19 protein-coding genes and 2 tRNA genes are annotated in these 19,512 nt (G+C 63.8%); 8 read left to right on the plus strand and 13 right to left on the minus strand.

The features are described from left to right. Positions 1-113: 113 nt before the first annotated feature. The 3 genes from C2L64_RS04950 to C2L64_RS54045 all read right to left on the minus strand — a co-directional run bounded on the left by C2L64_RS04950 (position 114) and on the right by C2L64_RS54045 (position 905). Positions 114-190, minus strand: a tRNA-Pro gene (locus C2L64_RS04950). A 61-nt stretch (positions 191-251) separates the two neighbouring features. Continuing rightward, positions 252-410 carry a DUF3309 family protein gene (locus C2L64_RS04955; protein WP_007744011.1) on the minus strand — a complete coding sequence of 53 codons (159 nt, stop codon included), beginning with the start codon at positions 408-410 and terminating at the stop codon, positions 252-254. A 321-nt stretch (positions 411-731) separates the two neighbouring features. Then, on the minus strand, positions 732-905 hold the full coding sequence (locus tag C2L64_RS54045; RefSeq protein ID WP_167449573.1) for a hypothetical protein: 174 nt from the start codon (positions 903-905) through the stop codon (positions 732-734). 166 nt (positions 906-1,071) lie between these two features. On the opposite strand from C2L64_RS54045, the gene C2L64_RS54050 reads away from it, so the two are divergent. Next, positions 1,072-1,245: a YajG family lipoprotein gene (locus C2L64_RS54050; protein ID WP_007744014.1), complete on the plus strand. Its 174-nt coding sequence runs from the start codon at positions 1,072-1,074 to the stop codon at positions 1,243-1,245. 21 nt (positions 1,246-1,266) lie between these two features. On the opposite strand, the gene C2L64_RS04965 is transcribed toward C2L64_RS54050, so the two are convergent. The 5 genes from C2L64_RS04965 to C2L64_RS04985 form a co-directional block, all read right to left on the minus strand. Further along, on the minus strand, positions 1,267-2,658 hold the full coding sequence (locus tag C2L64_RS04965; RefSeq protein ID WP_090835748.1) for an MATE family efflux transporter: 1,392 nt from the start codon (positions 2,656-2,658) through the stop codon (positions 1,267-1,269). Further along, complete coding sequence (locus tag C2L64_RS04970; protein WP_009770802.1) at positions 2,655-2,963, minus strand: DUF2288 domain-containing protein; 309 nt, start codon at positions 2,961-2,963, stop codon at positions 2,655-2,657. The genes C2L64_RS04965 and C2L64_RS04970 overlap by 4 nt, the downstream gene beginning before the upstream one ends. Before the next feature lie 679 nt (positions 2,964-3,642). Continuing rightward, on the minus strand, positions 3,643-3,972 hold the full coding sequence (locus C2L64_RS04975; RefSeq protein WP_007744017.1) for a hypothetical protein: 330 nt from the start codon (positions 3,970-3,972) through the stop codon (positions 3,643-3,645). A gap of 145 nt (positions 3,973-4,117) precedes the next feature. After that, positions 4,118-4,843 carry a peptidoglycan DD-metalloendopeptidase family protein gene (locus C2L64_RS04980; RefSeq protein WP_176133838.1) on the minus strand — a complete coding sequence of 242 codons (726 nt, stop codon included), beginning with the start codon at positions 4,841-4,843 and terminating at the stop codon, positions 4,118-4,120. A gap of 142 nt (positions 4,844-4,985) precedes the next feature. Beyond that, positions 4,986-5,903, minus strand: coding sequence for an aldose epimerase family protein (locus C2L64_RS04985; RefSeq protein WP_090835746.1), 918 nt, complete (start codon positions 5,901-5,903; stop codon positions 4,986-4,988). 566 nt (positions 5,904-6,469) lie between these two features. Between C2L64_RS04985 and C2L64_RS04990 the strand changes: the two genes are divergently transcribed. Then, positions 6,470-7,300 (plus strand): undecaprenyl-diphosphate phosphatase, encoded by an 831-nt coding sequence (locus tag C2L64_RS04990; protein ID WP_007744021.1) that lies wholly within the window; start codon positions 6,470-6,472, stop codon positions 7,298-7,300. Between the two features lie 145 nt (positions 7,301-7,445). Continuing rightward, positions 7,446-7,520: transfer RNA gene (locus C2L64_RS04995), tRNA-Arg, on the plus strand. 205 nt (positions 7,521-7,725) lie between these two features. On the opposite strand, the gene C2L64_RS05000 is transcribed toward C2L64_RS04995, so the two are convergent. Continuing rightward, positions 7,726-9,303, minus strand: a complete 1,578-nt coding sequence (locus C2L64_RS05000) for an acid phosphatase (RefSeq protein WP_090835745.1) — start codon at positions 9,301-9,303, stop codon at positions 7,726-7,728. A 216-nt stretch (positions 9,304-9,519) separates the two neighbouring features. Between C2L64_RS05000 and C2L64_RS05005 the strand changes: the two genes are divergently transcribed. Beyond that, positions 9,520-10,926, plus strand: coding sequence for a cytochrome-c peroxidase (locus C2L64_RS05005; RefSeq protein ID WP_086919340.1), 1,407 nt, complete (start codon positions 9,520-9,522; stop codon positions 10,924-10,926). Here the strand turns inward: C2L64_RS05005 and C2L64_RS05010 are convergent. Continuing rightward, a complete protein-coding gene (locus tag C2L64_RS05010; RefSeq protein WP_007744024.1) occupies positions 10,905-11,135 on the minus strand; it encodes a hypothetical protein in 231 nt (76 codons plus the stop codon). The genes C2L64_RS05005 and C2L64_RS05010 overlap by 22 nt on opposite strands. A 271-nt stretch (positions 11,136-11,406) precedes the next feature. Here C2L64_RS05010 and C2L64_RS05015 point away from each other — a divergent pair, with 271 nt between their 5' ends. Beyond that, complete coding sequence (locus C2L64_RS05015; RefSeq protein WP_007744025.1) at positions 11,407-11,796, plus strand: hypothetical protein; 390 nt, start codon at positions 11,407-11,409, stop codon at positions 11,794-11,796. Further along, positions 11,793-12,251, plus strand: coding sequence for an NUDIX hydrolase (locus tag C2L64_RS05020; protein WP_007744026.1), 459 nt, complete (start codon positions 11,793-11,795; stop codon positions 12,249-12,251). The genes C2L64_RS05015 and C2L64_RS05020 overlap by 4 nt, the downstream gene beginning before the upstream one ends. Positions 12,252-12,272: 21 nt before the next feature. Here the strand turns inward: C2L64_RS05020 and C2L64_RS05025 are convergent, their stop codons facing one another. Next, entirely contained in the window at positions 12,273-13,187 is a 915-nt protein-coding gene (locus tag C2L64_RS05025; protein ID WP_090835744.1) for a transporter substrate-binding domain-containing protein, read from the minus strand. A 132-nt stretch (positions 13,188-13,319) separates the two neighbouring features. Further along, the gene (locus tag C2L64_RS05030) at positions 13,320-15,041 is read right to left on the minus strand and encodes a glutamine--tRNA ligase/YqeY domain fusion protein (RefSeq protein WP_079499970.1); all 1,722 of its coding nucleotides are present in this window, start codon (positions 15,039-15,041) and stop codon (positions 13,320-13,322) included. Between the two features lie 510 nt (positions 15,042-15,551). Between C2L64_RS05030 and ggt the strand changes: the two genes are divergently transcribed. Together ggt and C2L64_RS05040 are read left to right on the plus strand one after the other, a co-directional pair. Then, a complete protein-coding gene (gene ggt, locus C2L64_RS05035) occupies positions 15,552-17,378 on the plus strand; it encodes a gamma-glutamyltransferase (RefSeq protein ID WP_090835743.1) in 1,827 nt (608 codons plus the stop codon). A 52-nt stretch (positions 17,379-17,430) separates the two neighbouring features. Continuing rightward, a complete protein-coding gene (locus tag C2L64_RS05040; RefSeq protein ID WP_090835742.1) occupies positions 17,431-17,982 on the plus strand; it encodes an RBBP9/YdeN family alpha/beta hydrolase in 552 nt (183 codons plus the stop codon). Between the two features lie 276 nt (positions 17,983-18,258). Here the strand turns inward: C2L64_RS05040 and C2L64_RS05045 are convergent, their stop codons facing one another. Continuing rightward, positions 18,259-19,479 carry a CaiB/BaiF CoA transferase family protein gene (locus C2L64_RS05045; RefSeq protein WP_090835741.1) on the minus strand — a complete coding sequence of 407 codons (1,221 nt, stop codon included), beginning with the start codon at positions 19,477-19,479 and terminating at the stop codon, positions 18,259-18,261. Positions 19,480-19,512: the final 33 nt, after the last annotated feature.

Raw genomic sequence — 19,512 nt, forward strand, 5'->3', positions numbered from 1 at the left:
TGCCGGGACCGTGGTCGGGCGCGAGTCGACGAGATGTGGCCACACAGCGGTTACACGTAGATCGAAAAAACAAAAAGCCCAGTCACGAGGACTGGGCTAAGTGCTTGTTTCTATGGTCGGAGCGATAGGATTCGAACCTACGACCCTCTGATCCCAAATCAGATGCGCTACCAGGCTGCGCTACGCTCCGACGCGAGCCAGCGATTCTATCTGCATTGAGGCCCGCAAGTCAAACCCTCGCGGCACAAAAGTTATAAGTGGCCCATCAGCAGCAACACAATCACCACGATCAGCACAATCCCGACGAGCCCGGTCGGGCGATAACCCCATTCGCGGCTGTACGGCCAGCTTGGAAGGGCGCCGATCAAAAGCAGGATCACCACGATCAGCAGAATGGTTCCGAGGGTCATGTTATCTCTCCTTATATGGCCGGGCCACAAATGGAGACCGCGTAGGCGCTTACAGGCAGCGACCGTGCGCGCGTTAGCGGCCGGAGTGTCGAGCGCGCGGAATGCGTGCTCTATGCCTTACAGATGAGCAAGCAATGTGCCCGACATGAGGCGGTGCCGTGGAGCAGGGACGACGCGGGAAACGGCGCAGGAGAGGATGCGTGCCCGGGAATCCGGACGCGCAAATGAAGACGTCGCGCATCGAGATCAAACCGGCGCGCGAGTCGGACGAAAATTCAGGCGGTCACAAAGGATAGCGCCGCAGGCGCGGCGCATCCGGCTTCAGTGTCTGCGGCGCATTCTGTCCAGGACGTGATGCTCGGCAAGCCAGTGATGCATCATGCCTTCGCCATGATGCTCGCGCCGATAGGTGCGCGACTCGAACACCGACAGCACGGCAAGCACCAGCAACCCTATGGCGAGTCCAACCAGACCTGCGATCGATTCGGCATCCATGGCGGCCTCCTTCGACGAAAACGACCCTGTGTACATAGTAGAACAGGCGCTGCAAGATCGCGCAATGCGGTGGATATCCAGGTTCGGCGGCGCGCATTGCGCTTTGCGGTTAGACTCGTGGCCCGCGACGTCATCCGTCGATGCTCACACCTTGTCCGAAAAGTTTATGAAGCGCTTCCTGCTGGCTGCATCGCTGTTTTCGCTGTTCGCCCTGTCTGCGTGTGCCGACGATCCGACCGTTCACCATCACGTGCCGCCGAAAGACCCGGCGGACTACCACGGCGTGCCGACCGACACCCGTCCGCCTTCGATGATCGACGCACCCGCCGCGCCGAAATAAGCGTACGGCGTGGGCGTGCGCTTACGCGCGGCTCCCCAACAGTTCCGACCCGACATCGCGTGCAAGACGCGGTAACAGGCGAAGAAGCGTGAGGCCGCGCGCGGCCATGAAGATCATCAGCGCCGCCCACAGTCCGTGATTGCCGTGCGGGCCGGCGAGCGCCCACGAAGCCGCAAAAAACACGCTGAGCGACACGACCATCGACGTCATCAGATCGCGCGTGCGCGTCGCACCGATGAACACGCCATCGAGCAGAAAGCCCCACACGGATACGATCGGCGACAGCACGGTCCACGGCAGGAAGGCTTCCGCCGCTGCCCGCACCACGGTCTGATCCGTGAGCCGCTCGATGATCCACGCGCCCGCCGTCCAGTAGACGAGCGAGAACACCAGCGCGCCGAGCGCCGACCACAGCAGCGTCACCTTGACGGCCTGGCGGAACGCGTCGCGGTCGCGCGCGCCGATGGCCGCGCCGACGAGCGCTTCAGCCGCATGCGCGAAGCCGTCGAGCCCATAGCCCATGAATGTCTGGAAGTTGAGAAGCAGCGCGTTCGCGGCCAGCGTCGCGTCGCCCTGTTTCGCGCCGAGATGCGCGAACCAGCCGAACGCGCCGAGCAGGCACATGGTCCGCACGAAGATGTCGCGGTTGATGGTCACCATGCGCCTGAGGGCGACGGGATCGAACAGCGCGGCGCGCTCGAGCGCGGGCAGCCCGCGCGGACGCATCTGCCAGAGTAGCATGGCGCCGAACACGAAGCCGAGCGCATCGGCCGTCGCCGTGGCGGCGCCGATGCCCGCCACGCCCCAGTCGAACGCATACACATACAGCAGCACGGCGACGATGTTCGCCGTGTTGATGAACACTTGCGTGGCAAGCGCAACGCGCACGCGCTGCGTACCGAGCAGCCAGCCTAGTACGACATAGTTGCCGAGCGCGAGTGGCGCGGCCCAGATACGCGCGTGACAGTACGCGCGCGCGTGCCGCTGCACGTCGTCGCTGCCGCCGATCGCGCGTACCGCAAAATCGATCAGCGGAACCTGCAGTGCCAGGATGAGTGCGCCGATCGCGAACGCGAGCAACATCGCACGCACGATGTTCATGCGCAGGCCGGCCTGATCGTTCGCGCCGAACGATTGCGCAACGAGCCCCGTCGTGCCCATGCGCAGAAAGCCGAAGCCCCAGAACACGAAATTGAAGAATAGACCGCCGAGCGCCACGCCGCCGAGATACGACGCGCTGTCGAGATGCCCGGCGACGGCGGTGTCGACGGCGCCGAGTATCGGCTGCGTCAGGTTCGCGAGGACGATGGGAAACGCGAGCGTCAGCACGCGCCGATGCCAGCGCGTGGGCACGGCATCGGCGCTCACGTGTGGAGCGTCCGGCGCGACGCTATCGTCCGCGCTATTGCTCAACCGCGCTCCTGCACGCAGACCCACGGGGATACGACGACGGCCCACAGTTCGGGGTCCCGCGCGGCGAAGTCGGCAGCCGTCTCCGCCTGCACGCGCTCGACCAGTCCCGCCGACAGCCACTGTGTGACCTGCGGCGCATCGTCGTTGGCGATCGCTTCGGCAACGCTCACCAGGTCGAGATCACGCGCGACGCGCAGCAGCATGCCGCGCGCAAAGAAGCGTTCGAGTTCCGTCCAGCCGATCTTCGCGGTTTCACCGAGCAGTTTCTCGTAGAGCGGGCTTTGTGGGGTGTCGGGGGAGGTCATGGTGTTAGCAGGCAGCATGGCATTCGTGCGTGGGGGCGTGTCGGCGGCGTGCGCCGGCACGGGCGGGCGTAACTATAAACCAAACCATAGGCGACACCTCGCGACTTCGCTCGCCAATGCCTTGCGGTGCGAATACGCCGGTAAATGCCTTCACGTCACGCGCTTTAATCGCCGTGTCCGCCAGCATATGAATACGTTAAACGGAAGTTCGCTAATTCGTTAAATCTGATGAATTCACTGCAGGAATCGCAACGGAAGGGTGCGTTGGCGCACCAAGTCCCGCTATTGCGGGAAGCGAAGCGAAATGCGTGAAATCGACGAATATCGCAGTGCAGAACAATTCACGCGCAATACTTTCACGATCTTCCGAAACGCCCGTCAGCCGTGGGTTTCGGGGCGGCGCGCTATTGCGCCGAGCGCGTATTGAATGCGAAATGGCGCGTTGATTCGGCTTGCAAATTGATGGGTGCGCCATTCAGTTCGTCTTGAAACCGTGCGCCGACTCACACTATTTGCACAATTAATCGATTGCGTGGGTATAGGGGCGTTGCTAGATTTCGTCTCGGCGCATGGTGAACCGGTCCTTTGCCGATATGCGCCGAACCCCCGTTTGCCCGGCCTCGTGCCGGGCATTTTTTTGTCCTCACGCAATAAAAACCGGACGACGCGCGAGTGCCGGCTACTGCTTGCAGCGGATCACCATCGAGCGGTTTTTCACGTTGGCGCCGAGCACGCCGCCAAGCGTGCCGCCTGCCGTGCCGCCCGTGTCGACATCTTTCGAGACCACGTCGTAGCCATAGGCGCCACATGCCTCGCCCGCGCGCTTGTAGCATTCGCCCCAGTTCTGGCTCGCATCGCTGCCGCTGCAGTTGATCGCGAAGCCCGTCTCGCCATTGGGCAGATAGGTGAGCGTCGTCGAACCGGAACTGGCGCAGCCTGCAAGGCTCGCCAGAGAGACGATCGCGAGGCTCGTCGCCGTCGCACGGACTGCCGCAAGGGCGTTTTTCATCGGAGTGTCCTCTGTGTGTCGTTGCGCGGATGAACGCGGTGTCGACAGACGGGGCACGGAGCGTGCCCGCCTGCCTCTGTGATGGAGCCGCGCACGGCCCATCGGGTTCCCGCGGGTTCCTGTCGCGATGCGGCGGGACAGCGCCTCAGCGCGGCGGGAGCGAGCGCGCCGGATCGATCGAACGGCCGGCGTAACGCAGCTCGAAGTGCAGCATCACGCGGTCGTTGTCGGAGTCGCCCATCTCGGCGATCTTCTGGCCTTGCTGCACCGTCTCGCCTTCCTTCACAAGCAGCGAGCGGTTGTGCGCGTACGCGGTCAGATAGTCGGCGTTGTGCTTGATGATCAGCAGGTTGCCGTAGCCGCGCAGGCCGTTGCTCGCATAGACGACGGTGCCGCCCGCCGCTGCGAACACGGGTGTGCCCGCAGCGTTGGCGATATCGATGCCCTTCGAATTGTTGCCGTCGAAGCCGCGCACCACGTTGCCCGTCGCCGGCCAGATCAGCGAGATCGACGACGCGGGCGCCGCAGGCGTATCCGCGGCCGCACTGCGCGACGCAGACGAAGCGCTCGCCGATGTGCCCGCCGAGGCGCTGCCCGAGGTGCTGCTGCGCGCCGAACCCGTGCTGGCCGTCGCCGTGCCGGGCGGCGGCGCGACGCGCAGCACCTGGCCAACCTCGAGCGAATCGGGGTTCGACAGTTTGTTCCAGCGCGTCAGGCTCTCGACCGACGTGCGATTGCTGCGCGCGATCTTGTACAGCGTGTCGCCCCGTTCGACGCGATAGTAGCCCGGACCCACGGGTGCCGAGCCGCATGCGGCCAGTGCTGCGACCATGGCCGCGCAGACGAGCCGTCTGATTTTTGTTGTCAACATTGGACCTCGCAAGACGCCGCCGCGCGCCGATCCCGATCACGTGGCAGATGCAAAACGCCAGATTCTAACGGTTTTGCAATGCAGCGCCCGTTTTCGGCTCCAGGCGACGCGCGACGATTGTGCCGCGCGCGATGCGCGGCGCTCAGGGCAGCGTGCCGACGGTGATACGCAGCGACGCCGTTTCGGTGTCGCCCCCTTCGAGCCAGCGTAGGCCCAGGCCGTTATGGATCGCGTCGGGCAGGCCCAGCCACGGCTCGACGCAGAAGAAGTCCGATTCGGGTCTTTCCGTCCACGTCGTGACGGCGTACCACGGCACCGAGTTGGGACGTTGCAGATCGATCGTGATGCTGCGGTTCAGGCCGAGCGCGACCATCCGCACGAGGTGATCCGGCGCGCCGTCGAGGCAATGGAATCGATCCAGGATGCCCGGATCGTTCAGACGATAGTCCGGCTTGCCCGCTTCGCCCGCGCTGATGGCGCCGTCCGGCAACTGGTGGCGGCGCACCGTGCGCGGCAATTCGAGCACCGTCTCGCCGCGTTCCGCGTGCGGCAGCGTGAAGTAGAAATGATGGCCCGCGTAGTAGGGCAGCGGCTCGCTGCCCGCCGTGCCCGTGTTGGTCGTGATGAAGTCGACGTCGAGCGTGTGTGCGTCGACGAGCGTGTATTTCGCCTCGAAGCGGAAGCTGAACGGATAGCCGGCGCGCGTCGCGTCGCTGTCGGTCAGCGTCATGCTGAGCGAGCGGGCGGCTTCGTCGACCGTGGCCTCGAACGGCAGGTCGCGCGCGAAGCCGTGCATGGGCAGATCGCGCACGGTGCCTTGCGCGTCCTTCCAGCGGCCGATCTGGCCGTCGACGAAATGGCGGCCGAGAAACGGAAACAGCAGCGGATTGCCGCCGCGCACGTGCGCGGGCTGGCTCCAGTCCGCGTGCTCGGGCCAGAAGATCACCGACTGGCCGTCGATGTCCCACGACAGCAGGCGGCCGCCCGCCTGCGGCGCGACGCGCAGCAAGGAGCCGTCGCGTGCGATCTCGATGATGTCCTGTTGCTGGAATTGAGGCATGGCAATGACGATAGAAAGCGGTTAGGAAGGGATCGGCGTGCACGATTGTGGCGCGAAAAGCGCAGCGACGCCGATTTTGCGCCCCTTTGTGCTACGGGGAAACCCTTCTCGGGAAATTGCGGGTGTTGGCGCACAGTCGGCGCAATCAATAATGTGTACGAAGACCGGCTCCGGCCGGATCCGATCACTCGGTTTTCAGGAGGGGCGATGGATCTCGCAATGGCAATGAGCGTGGCACTGTTCGGCATGTTTACGGGCAGTACGATTTATTTCTTTTATAAATTTACACGCTGACACGGGGCGACGAGAATCCACGTTGAGCCGTCGGCATGTACCGACGGTCCACGCAGCCTCCGCACGCAGGCCCGCCTTCCAGGCGGGCCTTTTTGCTTTCATCACCGTAATCAGCCTTTCGATCTTGTTGCAACGCGGCAAGATTCTGTTAAAAGCGAATTTTTGTCCTTGGCGCACCCCGGTCGCCCAGGCATAATCGACCCGCCTTCAGATGCCGGACGCCATGCTCCGGCATGCTGTCCATCCTCCCCACTTTTCAAAAGGACCGACGCGTGAGCCTGTCGTTTTTGATCTTTTTGAGCGTGCTGCAGGGCGTCACGGAACTGTTTCCGGTGAGCAGTCTTGGTCACACGCTGCTCGTTCCCGCTCTCTTCGGCATGCATATCGACAAGCATGCACCGCAACTGCTGCCGTTCCTCGTCGCGCTGCATCTGGGTACCGCGTTCGCGCTGCTGTGGTACTTCCGTACGCGCTGGATTGCGCTCATAGGCGGCTTTTTCGCGTCGCTGTCGGGCCGCCGCAATGACGATGGTCATATGATGTGGGCGCTCATCATCGGGACGATTCCGGCCGGTCTGGTGGGTCTCGTGCTCGAAAAGCGCCTCGAGCGCGTGTTCCACGATCTGCGCATCGTCGCGATTGCGCTGATCGTCAACGGCATCCTGCTGTGGCTCGGCGACCGTCTGCAGCGTGCGCGCGTGCACCGTGCGCCGGAGAAGCTGACGTTCAGGCAGGCATTTCTGGTCGGCCTCGCGCAGATCGGCGCGCTGATTCCCGGTTTCTCGCGCAGCGGCCTGACGATGATCGCCGGCAACGGCGCGGGCCTGACCTCCGAGAAGGCCGCCGAATTCTCGTTCCTGCTCGGCACGCCGATCATCTTCGCGGCGGGCATCCTCGAACTGCCGAAGCTCTTCCACGCGCCCGGTCTGCTCGCCGACGCGCTGCTGGGCGGCGTGCTGACGGCGATCGCCGCGTACCTGAGCGTGCGTTTCCTGATGCGCTATTTCGAAGGACGCGGCCGTCTTGCGTCGTTCGGCGTGTACTGCGTGATTGCGGGCGTGGTGTTTCTCGGCTGGTTCATGACGCATCCGCAGCCGGCCTGATCGCGCGGTTCGATCGGTTATAATCGCGGGCCCGGCGTTGCTGCCGGGCCTTTCTGTTTGAGCGCCACGGCATGTGTGGCGTGCTTACACCGGCGCCTGACGCCAGTCTCGGTCAGGTCTAGCCAGGTTAAAATTCCGGTTTCGCCTCCCCATAGTTCAACGGATAGAACACGGGTCTTCTAAACCTGAAATCGAGGTTCGATTCCTCGTGGGGGGGCCATCCAGTCTGCCTGCCTGTCCGCCTGCGCGTGCTGCGCACGGCCTCCATCTTTCTCCCATCCTCACCGCATCACACGCAGATAAAAAAGGGCAGCCGAAGCTGCCCTGAAGCGTTGCGCATCGAACGTGGATGAATGCGCGACTGTTGCTTGCCCGTGGTTTGTCGATGACGGGCGACGGGCCCGCCTGCCTGCGTTGCTGCGTGCTTACTTGTTGATGTCGAGCGCGTTCGTCAGATCGCCCATCGCCTGGCCGCCGTTCGCGATGAGCGCGCTGTCGCGCGACGCGAGGCCCGGCAGGTTCGGCAGATTGAAGCGATGAGTGATGAGGCGCAGGATCGACGTCGTGTCGTACTGCGTATGATCGACAAAACCCTTCTTCGCATACGGCGACACGATGATCGCGGGAATCCGCGTACCCGGGCCCCAGCGGTCACCCTTCGGCGGCGCGACGTGATCCCAGAAGCCGCCGTTCTCGTCGTACGTGATGACGACGACCATGTTGTTCCACTGCGGGCTCTTCTGCAGATGCGAGATCACATCCGCAATGTGCTGATCGCCCTGCGACACGTCCGTATAACCCGCGTGCTCGTTCAGGTTGCCTTGCGGCTTGTAGAACGCGACTTGCGGCAGCGCGCCGGCGTCGATTGCCTTGATGAACTCCGAGCCGTTCAGGCCGCCGTCGAGCAGGTGCTTCGCGCGGTTGTCGGTGCCCGGCGCCAGGTCGGCGAAGTAGTTGAACGGCTGGTGGTGCGGCTGGAAGTTCGGCGAGCTGAGGTTCGCGCCGTAGATCACGTTCGCCGTGTTGTTCTGCACCGCCGAGATCGCGTTGCCCCATGCGCCGCTGTACCACGCCCACGTCACGCCCGCGTTGTTGAGCAGATCGCCGATGTGCTGGTTCGTCTGCGCCGGCAGCGTCGTTGCGACCGTCGGATCGGCGAGGTTCGCGTCGCCGCCCGCAGCCGGCTTGTTGCCGCTCGGCTGATACGGCGGCTGCATCGTGTTGATGGCGTAGAAGTCAGGCGTGAGGTTGCCCGAGTTGACGAAGGTCGGCACGTCGGTCAGCGCCGATGGCGCCGACGTCGACTTGAGCGTCAGCGAGACACCGTCCGGCTCGACCGCGGAGATCGACGCCTTCGCGACGCTCGTGTCGGCGTTCGCATAGAACGGCGTACACGCGCAGGCCAGCCACTGGTGATTCAGGAACGAGCCGCCGAACGCGCCCATGAAGAAATTGTCGGCCAGCGTGAATTGCTGCGCGATCTTGTAGAGCGGCAGCTTGTCGGCGTTCGGCGTGTAGTGGCCCATCACGAGACCACCCGAATCGGCCCACGCGGCGAACATGTCGTTCTTGCCGCCGTGGATCTGCATCTGGTTCTCGTAGAAGCGGTGATACAGGTCGCGCGTCGTCGCGCTGAGCGGCGCGTTGAAGCCAGCCGGATCGTCGATGGCGAACGGCGAGTTCGGCAGATTGACCGTCATCGCCTGCGTGATGACGGGCGTCACGCCCGCTGCCGTGAGGCCCTTCCAGACGGGCGGCAGCGTCGCCAGCACGGAGCCGTCGCGGTCGAGCTGGCGCGCGCTCGTCGCCGTCACGTTCTGCAGGCCGTTGGCGCCCGGGAAGTTGCCATAGAGGTTGTCGAAGCTGCGGTTTTCCGCGTAGATGACCACGACGTTCTTCACGGAAGACAACGTCGGCTTCGAATTCGAATTGCCACCACATGCGTACAGCCCGATCGCTGCGGCGATCGCAATAGGCGTCGCGCAGATCAGTTTCTTGTTCATGATTTATCTCTCTCGCGTTGGGGACCGGCGGTGAATCCGCATCGGGATGACCGGCGGCGAGAGTGTCGCAAGGCTTTTTGACAGAACGATTAATTTCTTACATAGAGGTTCCGATTTGCTTGTGGTTTTTAATATGTCGTCGGGTATATGTCATTTAGGCGACATGTCGGTGAAATAACCTCGCGCAGTCGATCAACACGAGCAGGTAAGAAAGATATGTGGCGCGATGTGGCGGGGCTTCGGACAAGACAGGCGTGGCGCGCGGGATGGCTCGGCGCGCTGGGTGTTTCGGTTTCGATGATGCTGGCGGCTTGCGATGCGGGCAGCGCGCAGAGCGATGGCGCTCACGCGGTAGCGGCGGCGCAATCGGTGCAACCGTCAGTGAGCGGCGCGCAGATGCAAAAGGTGTCCGCCGATGGCGCAGCGGCGATGCCCGCTGGTGGTCAGACGCGTGCCCAGGTGTACGAGTCCGTCAAGAAGATGACGGCCGTCGGCAAGCAGCTCTTCTTCGATCCGTCGCTGTCGGGTTCAGGTAAGCTCGCCTGCGCGTCGTGCCACAGCCCGCAGCACGCCTTCGGACCGCCTAACGCGCTCTCCGTGCAACTGGGCGGCCAGGACATGCGCCAGCAGGGCATGCGCGCCGCGCCCGACATCAAGTATCTGCAGAAGGTGCCGTCCTTCACCGAGCACTATCACGATTCGGACGACGAGGGCGACGAGAGCGTCGACGCAGGTCCGACGGGCGGCCTGATGTGGGACGGCCGCGTGAACAGCGCGCACGATCAGGCGCGCATGCCGCTGACGTCGTCGTTCGAGATGGGCAGCACGCCGCAGAAAGTGGCGGCGGCCGTGAAGGCCGCGCCGTACGCGAACCAGTTCCGCGACGCGTTCGGCGAGCGCGTGTTCGATAGCGACGACGCGACGTTCAAGGCCGTGCTGCAGGCGCTCGAAGTGTTCGAGGAGACGCCGGAAGTGTTCTACCCGTACACGAGCAAGTACGACGCCTTCCTCGCGGGCAAGGCGCAACTGACGAAGGCCGAGCTGCACGGCCTGCAGCTCTTCAACGACGAGACCAAAGGCAACTGCGCGAGCTGCCACATCAGCCAGCGCGCGCTCGACGGCTCGGCGCCCGCGTTCTCTGACTTCGGTCTGATCGCGCTCGGCGTGCCACGTAATCGCACGCTGGCCGTGAACCACGATCCGCATTTCTACGATCTGGGCGCGTGCGGCCCGGAACGGACGGATCTGAAGGGCCAAGACGAGTATTGCGGAATTTTCCGTACGCCGACGCTGCGCAACGTCGCGCTGCGCAAGACGTTCTTCCACAATGGGATTTATCACTCGCTCGAAGAGGTCGTCCGCTTCTATGCGGAACGCGATACGAATCCGGAGAAGTTCTATCCGGTCGTAAAGGGAAAAGTGCAGAAGTTCGACGATTTGCCGAAGAAGTATTGGGCAAATCTGAATACCGACCCGCCATTCGATCGCAAGCCGGGTGACAAGCCTGCGCTGGATGAATCAGAGATCAAGGATGTGGTCGCGTTCCTTAAGACGCTGACGGACGGATACCAGCCCGAAGCGCCTCAGCAACATGCTGACGCTCACATCGTCAGCAGCAAATAACAGCCGGCGATCAACAGCACGAACGACACGAGCAGGCACACGAGGCCGGCTCGCGTCAGCGCGCACGGCCACCGGCTGCGGCGCAGGCCGTGGATACGCACGATGGTCGGCATCGGCGCGGGATCGACGCGCATGACGATCGAGCCAAGAACGACGCAGATCAGCGTCAGCATCGCGGCGAAAAACTGGAGAGCGAACGAGAGGTCCATGAGCAAGAGTCGCAACGCGCAAAGCGTTTGAAGTGCGGGTGAATTTGATTCGACTCATGTTATGGATTGCGTGCCTGAGGGCCTATGGGACGTATCCTAAAATTCTCCTGAGCGGGCTGCCGGTGGGCCTCAGGCGCGGCGGCGTTATCTCAAAGATGGTGGTCTCGCGAGCTGTGCATGTAGGCGGCGTGCTATGCTTTTGAGGTCCAGATCGCGGGCCGCTACATGGCCGCGCCACGCTTGCCCGAACCCGACTTCTGCGGAGAACTTCATGTCGATGCGAACCCGAGCCGCGTTTCAACTCTCAGTGGGCGGGCTGTTGCTCGCTGGCGCAATCGGCGCGCATGCCACCAATCTCAACTTCCTGAACGACACGCCGATCGCGTACATGAAGCAGGCCGACAACGACTCGCTCAGAAAGGCCGCGTTCGAGGCGCTCGACAAGAAGCAGGACGGCGAATCCGCCACCTGGAACAACGAGGGTTTGCGCAATAGCACGAGGATCGAGGCGCAACTGACGCCTGATGCCACATCGAAGTCGGGCGACCGGACGTGCCGTCAGATCCACGTCGTGTTGAGCGCCAAAGGCCAGTCGATGAATCTGAACCCGCAGTTCTGCCGTCAGGGCACGGGCAACTGGGTGATGCAGAAGAAGCATTGAGCACGCGCACGATCTCTTGCGGCGTCGTGTTGCTCGACCCGGATGGGCGGGTGCTGCTCGCGCACGCGACGGAAACCAGCCACTGGGATATTCCCAAAGGGCAGGGCGAGGAAGGCGAAGCGCCGCATGTGACGGCGCTGCGCGAGATGGAAGAGGAAACGGGTATCGCCGTGGACGCGGCGCGGTTGAAAGACCTTGGCCTGTTCGTGTATCGGCGGGACAAGGATCTGCATCTGTTCGCCGCGCGCGCCTTGGCCGACGAACTCGATCTCACCCGCTGCACGTGCACGTCGATGTTTCCGCGCCGCTCCGACGGCACGATGATTCCCGAGATGGACGCATTCCGCTGGGCCGCGCCCGATGACGTCGAGCATTACGCGAGCCGCAGCCTCACGCGGCTCTTTCAGACCACGCTATCGCTCGCCGAGCTGCACCGCGTGCTGGACGCGGCATAGCGCACGCTTTTCAAATGAGCTTCAATCGAGCGCCTTGTCGTTCGGATGCGCGAACATCGTGCGCATTTCCGCCGACAGCGGGTAGTTCAGGTTGATCCCATGCGGCGGAATCGGCTGCGTGAACCAGACGTTGTAGAGACGTTCGGCCTCGCCCGATGTCTGCATCTTCGTGATCACACGGTTCACCAGCTCGCGAAACGGCGCGTCGCCCTTGCGGAACATGCACGCATAGGTCTCGTAGCCGAGCGGCGTGCCCGTCACGATGAAGTCGTCGGGGCGCGGGTCGGTGGCGCGAAAACCGTACAGAATCGGTTCGTCCATCACGAACGCGACCGCGCGATCCGCCTTCACGGCTGCAAACGCATCGGAGTGGTCCTTCGCGCTCGCAATACGCATGTTCAACTGCTTCTCGCTGTTCAACTGCCGCACGAGCCGTTCGTCCGACGTGCCCGCCGTCGTGACGACGGGCTTGCCGGCGAGGTCCGCGAAGTCGTTGATGCCGGCGTTCTTGCGCGCGATCATCCGCACCGCGTACTGGAAGAAGCTGTTCGAAAACGCGGCGACATTTTCGCGCTCGCGCGTATGGGTGGTCGAACCGCACTCAAGATCGATCTGGTTGTTGACCAGCATCAGGAAGCGGTTCGCCGATGTGATCGTGACTTCGCGCACCTTGAGGTTCGGCATCGCGAGCGTCTTCCTGATTTCTTCGACGATGGCGAGCGCGATCGATTGTGAATAGCCGACCGTCTGGTCGCCGGTGGAATAGGAGAAGGGGATCGACGCTTCGCGCACGCCGAGCGTAATCAAGCCGTCGTCGTGAACCTTCTTGAGCGTACCCGTCAGCTCTTCGGCATGGGCGGGCACAGTTAGCGACATAAACGCCGCCAGCGCCGCGGCCGCGATCGCCACCAGCTTGTATTTGATTGCAACCTTCATCGTTCCCCCTGAGCCGGCAGCAATCACTCCGGCTGCATCGTCGCGCTGTCGCCTGGCGATGTCCGTCGCGGGACACGGCGGCATGCGCGCCGAATGCGCCGCATGCCGCGGAGACTCAACCAGACAATCAGCTTACGCCGGCTTTCCCCAACTGTCGCGCAGACTGACGATCCGGTTGAATACGGGTTTGCCCGGTTTCGTGTCATACCGGTCAGCGACGAAGTAGCCGTGGCGCTCGAACTGATAGCGCGCTTCGGGCTCGACTTCGCCCAGGCCCGGCTCGACGTAGGCGTGCATGATGCGCTTCGAATCCGGATTGAGCGCCTCGAGGAAATCGCGGCCGCCCGCGTCGGGCTGTGCTTCCTTGAAGAGGCGATCGTAGACGCGCACTTCGACGGGCACGGCCTGGGTCGCGCTGATCCAGTGGATCGTGCCTTTCACCTTGTAGTTGTTCGCGCCTTCCGTGCCGGAGCGGCTGTCTTCGAAGTAGTTGCAGTGAACGGCGGTTACCTTGCCGTTCTCGTCCTTGTCGAAGCCCGTGCATTCGACCACGTAGCCGTACTTCAGACGCACCTTGTTGCCCGGGAACAGACGGAAATAGCCCTTCGGCGCGGCTTCCATGAAGTCTTCGCGCTCGATCCACAGTTCACGCGAGAACGGGAACGTGCGCACGCCGCGATCCGGGTGATGCGGGTGGACGGGCGCGCTGCACGCTTCCGTTTGACCTTCGGGATAGTTGTCGATCACGAGCTTCAGCGGATCGAGCACACAGGTCGCGCGCGGCGCCTTGTCGTCGAGATCGTCGCGCAGCGCGCCTTCGAACACGCTCATGTCGATCCACGAATCGACCTTCGTGATGCCGATGCGCTCGCAGAACAGCTTGATGCTGTCCGGCGTAAAGCCGCGGCGGCGCACGCCGACGATGGTCGGCATGCGCGGATCGTCCCAACCGTCCACGTGGTTTTCGTTGACCAGTTGCAGCAGCTTGCGCTTGCTGGTGATCGCGTACGTGAGGTTCAGGCGCGAAAACTCGATCTGCTGCGGCAGCGGGCGCGTGAAGATGCCGGCCTCGGCGAGTTCGTCGAGAATCCAGTCGTACAGTGGCCGGTGGTCTTCGAACTCGAGCGTGCACAGCGAATGCGTGATGTTTTCGAGCGCGTCCGAGATGCAGTGCGTGTAGTCGTACATCGGGTACACGCACCACGTGTCGCCCGTCCGGTAATGGTGGGCGAAGCGGATGCGATAGATCACCGGGTCGCGCATGTTGAAGTTCGGCGACGACATGTCGATCTTCGCGCGCAGCACGTGCTCGCCTTCCTTGAACTCGCCCGCCTTCATGCGGCGGAACAGGTCGAGGTTTTCTTCGACGCTACGTTCGCGGAACGGCGACGGCGTGCCGACTTCCGTTGCGGAGCCGCGGGTCGCGCGCATTTCTTCCGCCGTTTGACTGTCGACATACGCCTTGCCGCGCGTGATCAGCAGCTCGGCGAATTCATAGAGCTTGTCGTAGTAGTCGCTCGCGAAGTAGAGATGCTCTTTGCTTTCGATGTTCCACTCGAAGCCGAGCCACTTCACCGCGTCGACGATCGAGTCGACGTATTCGAAGCTTTCCTTTTCGGGGTTCGTGTCGTCGAAGCGCAGATGACAGACGCCGCCGTAGCTCTGCGCAATGCCGAAGTTCAGGCAGATGCTCTTCGCGTGGCCGATGTGCAGATAGCCGTTCGGTTCCGGCGGGAAGCGCGTTTCCACCCGCTGGCCCCACTTTCCGGAGCGGTTATCGTCGTCGATGATGTTGCGGATGAAATTGGAAACGGGCGCTTCGTTGCGCTCGGCGTCTTTGCGATCGTTGTTCATGCGAGAAGGAGAAAGTCGGTCCTGGACACTATATGCGTCCGTTAGTCTGTCAATTCTACCTGACGACACATCCGGCGACAGTCTTTAGGCTTGCGCGATGCGGCGCGCAGCCGAAAACAGCGGAAATCGATGGATTTCCGGGGCGCAATCGGCGCTGTAACAGGAGGTAAATTGCTTTGGCTCAGAATGGTGCGGACGCTTAGCATGCGTCGCGCGCCATGCCCCACGCCGGCCTTGCGCCAGCCCGCGCCGTCGCGGGTGATTGTGGCGGTTTGCCGTTGCGCTTCGCGGCGAGCATGAGCCTTGTCCCGCGCCTCTGAGCGGCGCTTTCGTTGTCGGCTGCGCCCGTCGCGCCGTTTTTCGGCAGGCGCTGCGTTTCCGTTATTCTGTCGTGGGCTCGGGCATCCGATGCCCGTCTCGCCGCTTCACGCGACCTGTCCTTGCTGCGAGCCGGCCGCCCCATGCCGCTGGGCACGCGCGGGCAGGTCCATCTATCCCGGAGTTCCTCGGATGTCCCTTCCGATGTTGCGCGCGCCTCGCGCGCTTTCCGGCGCCGCGTTGCATGCCGAATCCCATGCGGGCGCCCACGCCGATTTCTGTTCCAGTGCCGGCCGCGTCGTTGCTCAAGGCACGTTTGCGCGCTTTGCCACGACGCTCGCGCTGACGGGCGCACTGATCGCCAGCCTGGTTGCGTCGCCCGCTGTCGACGCGAAGACGGCCCAGCCCAAGCCCGTACTCGACGCGGCGGCCGTCGCGACGCCCGACCGCTACGCCGCCGACGCCGCGCAGCAGATTTTCGCGGCAGGCGGCAATGCCGTCGATGCAGCCGTCGCGATTGCCTTCACGCTCGCCGTCACATACCCGGATGCGGGCAACATCGGCGGCGGAGGGTTCATGACGCTGGTCATGGACGGCAAGCCGTACTTTCTCGACTACCGCGAGAAAGCGCCGCAGAGCGCGACGCGCGACATGTATCTCGACGACAAGGGCAATGTGATCAAGGGCATGAGCCTTGTCGGACATCGCGCGGTGGCCGTGCCGGGCACCGTCGACGGCATGTGGGAAGCGCAGAAGCGCTTCGGCAAGCTCAAGTGGAAGCAGGTGCTCGCGCCCGCCATCAAATACGCGACGGACGGCTTCCCCGTTGAGCCGTGGCTGCAGAAGCGCCGCGACGGCGCGTCGCAGAGCTTCGGCGGCAAGACCAATTTCGATGCGTACTTCACGAACCTGAAAGCGGGCAACACGTTCCGCCAGCCCGAACTTGCGCAGACCTTGACGCGGATCGCATCGGACGGCGGCCGCGAGTTCTACGAAGGGCAGACGGCCGATCTGATCGCGCGGCAGATGTACGGGCATGGCCTGCTAACGAAATCGGATCTGCTGCAGTACAAGGCCGTGTGGCGACAGCCTGTGACGGCGAGCTGGAACGGCTATCAGATCGTCACGGCGCCGCCGCCCAGCTCGGGCGGCATCGGACTGATCCAGCTGCTGAAGATGAAGGCGGATCTGAAACCGCAGTTCGACGGCGTGGCGCTCAATTCCGAGCCGTACATTCATCTGGTCGCGCAGATCGAGGACCGCGCGTTCGCTGACCGCCAGCAGTACATGGGCGACCCCGATTCGTACCGCGTGCCCGTCGACAAGCTGATCGACGACGCCTACCTCGCAAAGCGCGTCGAGGACATCACGCCCGACGAAGTGCCGGGCGCCTCGCCCGTCAAGCCGGGCCTCGGCGACTCGCTGCCGGAAAAGTCCCAGACGACGCACTTCTCGGTGGTCGACAAGTGGGGCAACGCTGTGTCGAACACGTACACGCTGAACGGGCCGTTCGGCTCGGGTGTGGTCGTCGACGGCGGCGGGTTCGTACTGAACGACGCGATGGACGACTTCGAGATGAAAGCCGGCGTGGCGAACCAGTTCGGCGTGACGAGCGGCGACGTCAACACGATCGCGCCGGGGCGCCGGCCATTGTCATCGATGGCGCCGACCATCCTGACGAAGGACGGCAAGGTGTCGCTCGTGATCGGCACACCGGGCGGCTCGCGCATCTTCACGTCGATCTTCCAGGTGATGACGAACCTGTACGACTTCAACATGTCGCCCGCCGACGCGCTCGCCGCGATGCGCTTTCACCATCAGTTGCTGCCGCAGAGGACGATCTACTTCGAGCCCTATCATCCCATCGACGGCGAGCTGGCCGAACAGTTGACGACGCGCGGCTACACGCTGCAGGGTCAGACGTTCAACGGCGACGTGCAGATGATCCGCATCGACGGCACGACCCCGCAACCGGCTGCCGATCCGCGCGGCGTTGGCGTGGGCCGTGTGATTCAATAGCGCTGGCGGCGCGATGCCGCACTTCGACCACTGAAAACAAACGGGGAAAAGTATGGCGTTGGAGCAGCAAAGCGTGATCGTATTGCCGGGTTACATGAACTCGGGCGTCGGGCATTGGCAGACCCGCTGGGAAGCGCGTTATCCGGGCTTTTCGCGCGTGCCGATGCGGGACTGGGATCATCCCGTTTGCGATGAGTGGTGCGAGACGCTCGATGCCGCAATCGCTGGGGCGAAAGCGCCTGTTCTGCTCGCGGCACACAGCCTCGGTTGCCTGACGGTCGCGTCCTGGGCGGCGCGCCATGCTTCGCAGGATGCGCTTGCGAAGGTCGCGGGCGCGCTGCTCGTCGCGGTGCCCGATCCGGCCGGCCCCGGATTTCCCGCCGATGCGGCCGGCTTCGACGCCGTGCCGATGAGCAAGTTGCCTTTCCCGTCGATCGTCGTCGCGAGCACCGACGATCCGTACGGCGGCGTGCCGTTCTCGCAGGCTTGCGCGGCGGCATGGGGCAGCCGCTGGGAGAGCATCGGCCCGCGCGGCCATATCAACGCCGACAGCGGCCTCGGCGACTGGGACGAAGGGCAGCGCTGGCTGGGTTCGATGGCGTGAGTCGCGGGCGGGGCGGCGCGATTCAGGCACTGAGGGTAGGGTGCCGGACGACAGGCGCGCCGCGCGCCTGGTTCTGCCGCCGCACACTGGAGCCGGCGTATGCAGGAGTCGGCGTATGGCGGAGCCGCCGTTCGCCGGAACGCCTTCAACTGCAGTGCGCCAGCGGCAGGAAGCAAACAGAAGCAAACCAACTGCGGCCCCGCCAACCGAAGCAAGCCAACCGCAGCACGCGAACGGCAGCATGCCAACCGCAGCACGCCGCCTCCCGACCTCACGTCAGATCACCGACCGGCCCCGCAGCGCGTCGATGCGTGCATCGTCGTATCCGAGCACATCGCGCAGGACCGCTTCCGTATGCTCGCCGAGCGTCGGCGGATGCGCCTGTGCCTCGGGCGGCGTCGCGCTCATGCGGATGGGATTGCGCACCAGCTTCACCGTGCCGCCCGACGGATGCGGCAATTGAAGCTCCATGCCACGCGCGACCACCTGCTCGTTCTCGAACACCTCTTCCAGATCGTTGATCGGGCCGCAGGGCACGCCCGCCGCTTCGAGAGCATCGATCCATTCGTGCTTGCTTCGCGTGCGGACCATCTCCGCGAGGATCGGCACGAGCGTCTCGCGATTTCGCACGCGCTCGGGATTGGTCGCGAAGCGGTCGTCGTCGGCCAGACCCGCGCGCTTGCCCGCTTCGACGAACTTGCGGAACTGTCCGTCGTTGCCCACCGCGACGATGATCCAGCTGTCGCTGGTCTGGAAGGTCTGATAGGGAACGATGTTCGGATGCGCATTGCCCCAGCGCGCGGGCGGCTTGCCGCTTGCGAGGAAGTTCGAGTTCATGTTGGCGAGCATCGCGACCTGCACGTCGAGCAGCGCCATGTCGATGTACTGGCCTTCGCCCGTGCGGTCGCGGTGCGCGAGCGCCGTCAGCACGGCGACGGTCGAATACATGCCCGTCATCAGGTCCGCGATCGCTACGCCCGCTTTCTGCGGACCGCCGCCTGGCTGGCCGTCGCGCTCGCCCGTGATGCTCATAAACCCGCCGATACCCTGCACGATGAAGTCATACCCTGCGCGCTGCGCATACGGCCCTGTCTGCCCGAAGCCCGTCACCGAGCAGTAGACGATGTCGGCCTTCACCGCCTTCAGCGACTCATAGTCGAGCCCGTACTTCTTCAACTGGCCGACCTTGTAGTTCTCCAGCACGACGTCGCTTTGCGCAGCCAGCTCGCGGACGATCTGCTGCCCTTCGGGCGTGGCGATATCGACGGTCACCGAGCGCTTGTTGCGGTTCGCCGCGAGGTAATAGGCGGCTTCGCGCGTGTCCGCGCCCTCCGGCGTCTTCAGGTACGGCGGCCCCCAGTGGCGCGTGTCGTCGCCGGCGCCCGGCCGCTCGACCTTGATCACGTCGGCACCGAAATCGGCTAGCGTCTGTGCGCACCACGGACCGGCAAGCACGCGGGTAAGGTCCAGCACGCGGATATGACTGAGTGCACCCATGTTCTGTCTACGTCTCCAATGTGCAATGTGATG

Origin of the sequence: Paraburkholderia hospita, assembly GCF_002902965.1 — a bacterium.
Classification (GTDB): Bacteria; Pseudomonadota; Gammaproteobacteria; order Burkholderiales; family Burkholderiaceae; genus Paraburkholderia; species Paraburkholderia hospita.

What these genes read in the sequence shown, in the direction of transcription:
- C2L64_RS04955 (WP_007744011.1), bottom strand. Translation starts at nt 410, where the DNA reads ATGACCCTCGGAACCATTCTGCTGATCGTGGTGATCCTGCTTTTGATC.
- C2L64_RS54045 (WP_167449573.1), bottom strand. Translation starts at nt 905, where the DNA reads ATGGATGCCGAATCGATCGCAGGTCTGGTTGGACTCGCCATAGGGTTG.
- C2L64_RS54050 (WP_007744014.1), top strand. Translation starts at nt 1,072, where the DNA reads ATGAAGCGCTTCCTGCTGGCTGCATCGCTGTTTTCGCTGTTCGCCCTG.
- C2L64_RS04970 (WP_009770802.1), bottom strand. Translation starts at nt 2,963, where the DNA reads ATGACCTCCCCCGACACCCCACAAAGCCCGCTCTACGAGAAACTGCTC.
- C2L64_RS04975 (WP_007744017.1), bottom strand. Translation starts at nt 3,972, where the DNA reads ATGAAAAACGCCCTTGCGGCAGTCCGTGCGACGGCGACGAGCCTCGCG.
- C2L64_RS04980 (WP_176133838.1), bottom strand. Translation starts at nt 4,843, where the DNA reads ATGTTGACAACAAAAATCAGACGGCTCGTCTGCGCGGCCATGGTCGCA.
- C2L64_RS04985 (WP_090835746.1), bottom strand. Translation starts at nt 5,903, where the DNA reads ATGCCTCAATTCCAGCAACAGGACATCATCGAGATCGCACGCGACGGC.
- C2L64_RS05000 (WP_090835745.1), bottom strand. Translation starts at nt 9,303, where the DNA reads ATGAACAAGAAACTGATCTGCGCGACGCCTATTGCGATCGCCGCAGCG.
- C2L64_RS05005 (WP_086919340.1), top strand. Translation starts at nt 9,520, where the DNA reads ATGTGGCGCGATGTGGCGGGGCTTCGGACAAGACAGGCGTGGCGCGCG.
- C2L64_RS05010 (WP_007744024.1), bottom strand. Translation starts at nt 11,135, where the DNA reads ATGGACCTCTCGTTCGCTCTCCAGTTTTTCGCCGCGATGCTGACGCTG.
- C2L64_RS05015 (WP_007744025.1), top strand. Translation starts at nt 11,407, where the DNA reads ATGTCGATGCGAACCCGAGCCGCGTTTCAACTCTCAGTGGGCGGGCTG.
- C2L64_RS05025 (WP_090835744.1), bottom strand. Translation starts at nt 13,187, where the DNA reads ATGAAGGTTGCAATCAAATACAAGCTGGTGGCGATCGCGGCCGCGGCG.
- C2L64_RS05030 (WP_079499970.1), bottom strand. Translation starts at nt 15,041, where the DNA reads ATGAACAACGATCGCAAAGACGCCGAGCGCAACGAAGCGCCCGTTTCC.
- ggt (WP_090835743.1), top strand. Translation starts at nt 15,552, where the DNA reads ATGTCCCTTCCGATGTTGCGCGCGCCTCGCGCGCTTTCCGGCGCCGCG.
- C2L64_RS05040 (WP_090835742.1), top strand. Translation starts at nt 17,431, where the DNA reads ATGGCGTTGGAGCAGCAAAGCGTGATCGTATTGCCGGGTTACATGAAC.
- C2L64_RS05045 (WP_090835741.1), bottom strand. Translation starts at nt 19,479, where the DNA reads ATGGGTGCACTCAGTCATATCCGCGTGCTGGACCTTACCCGCGTGCTT.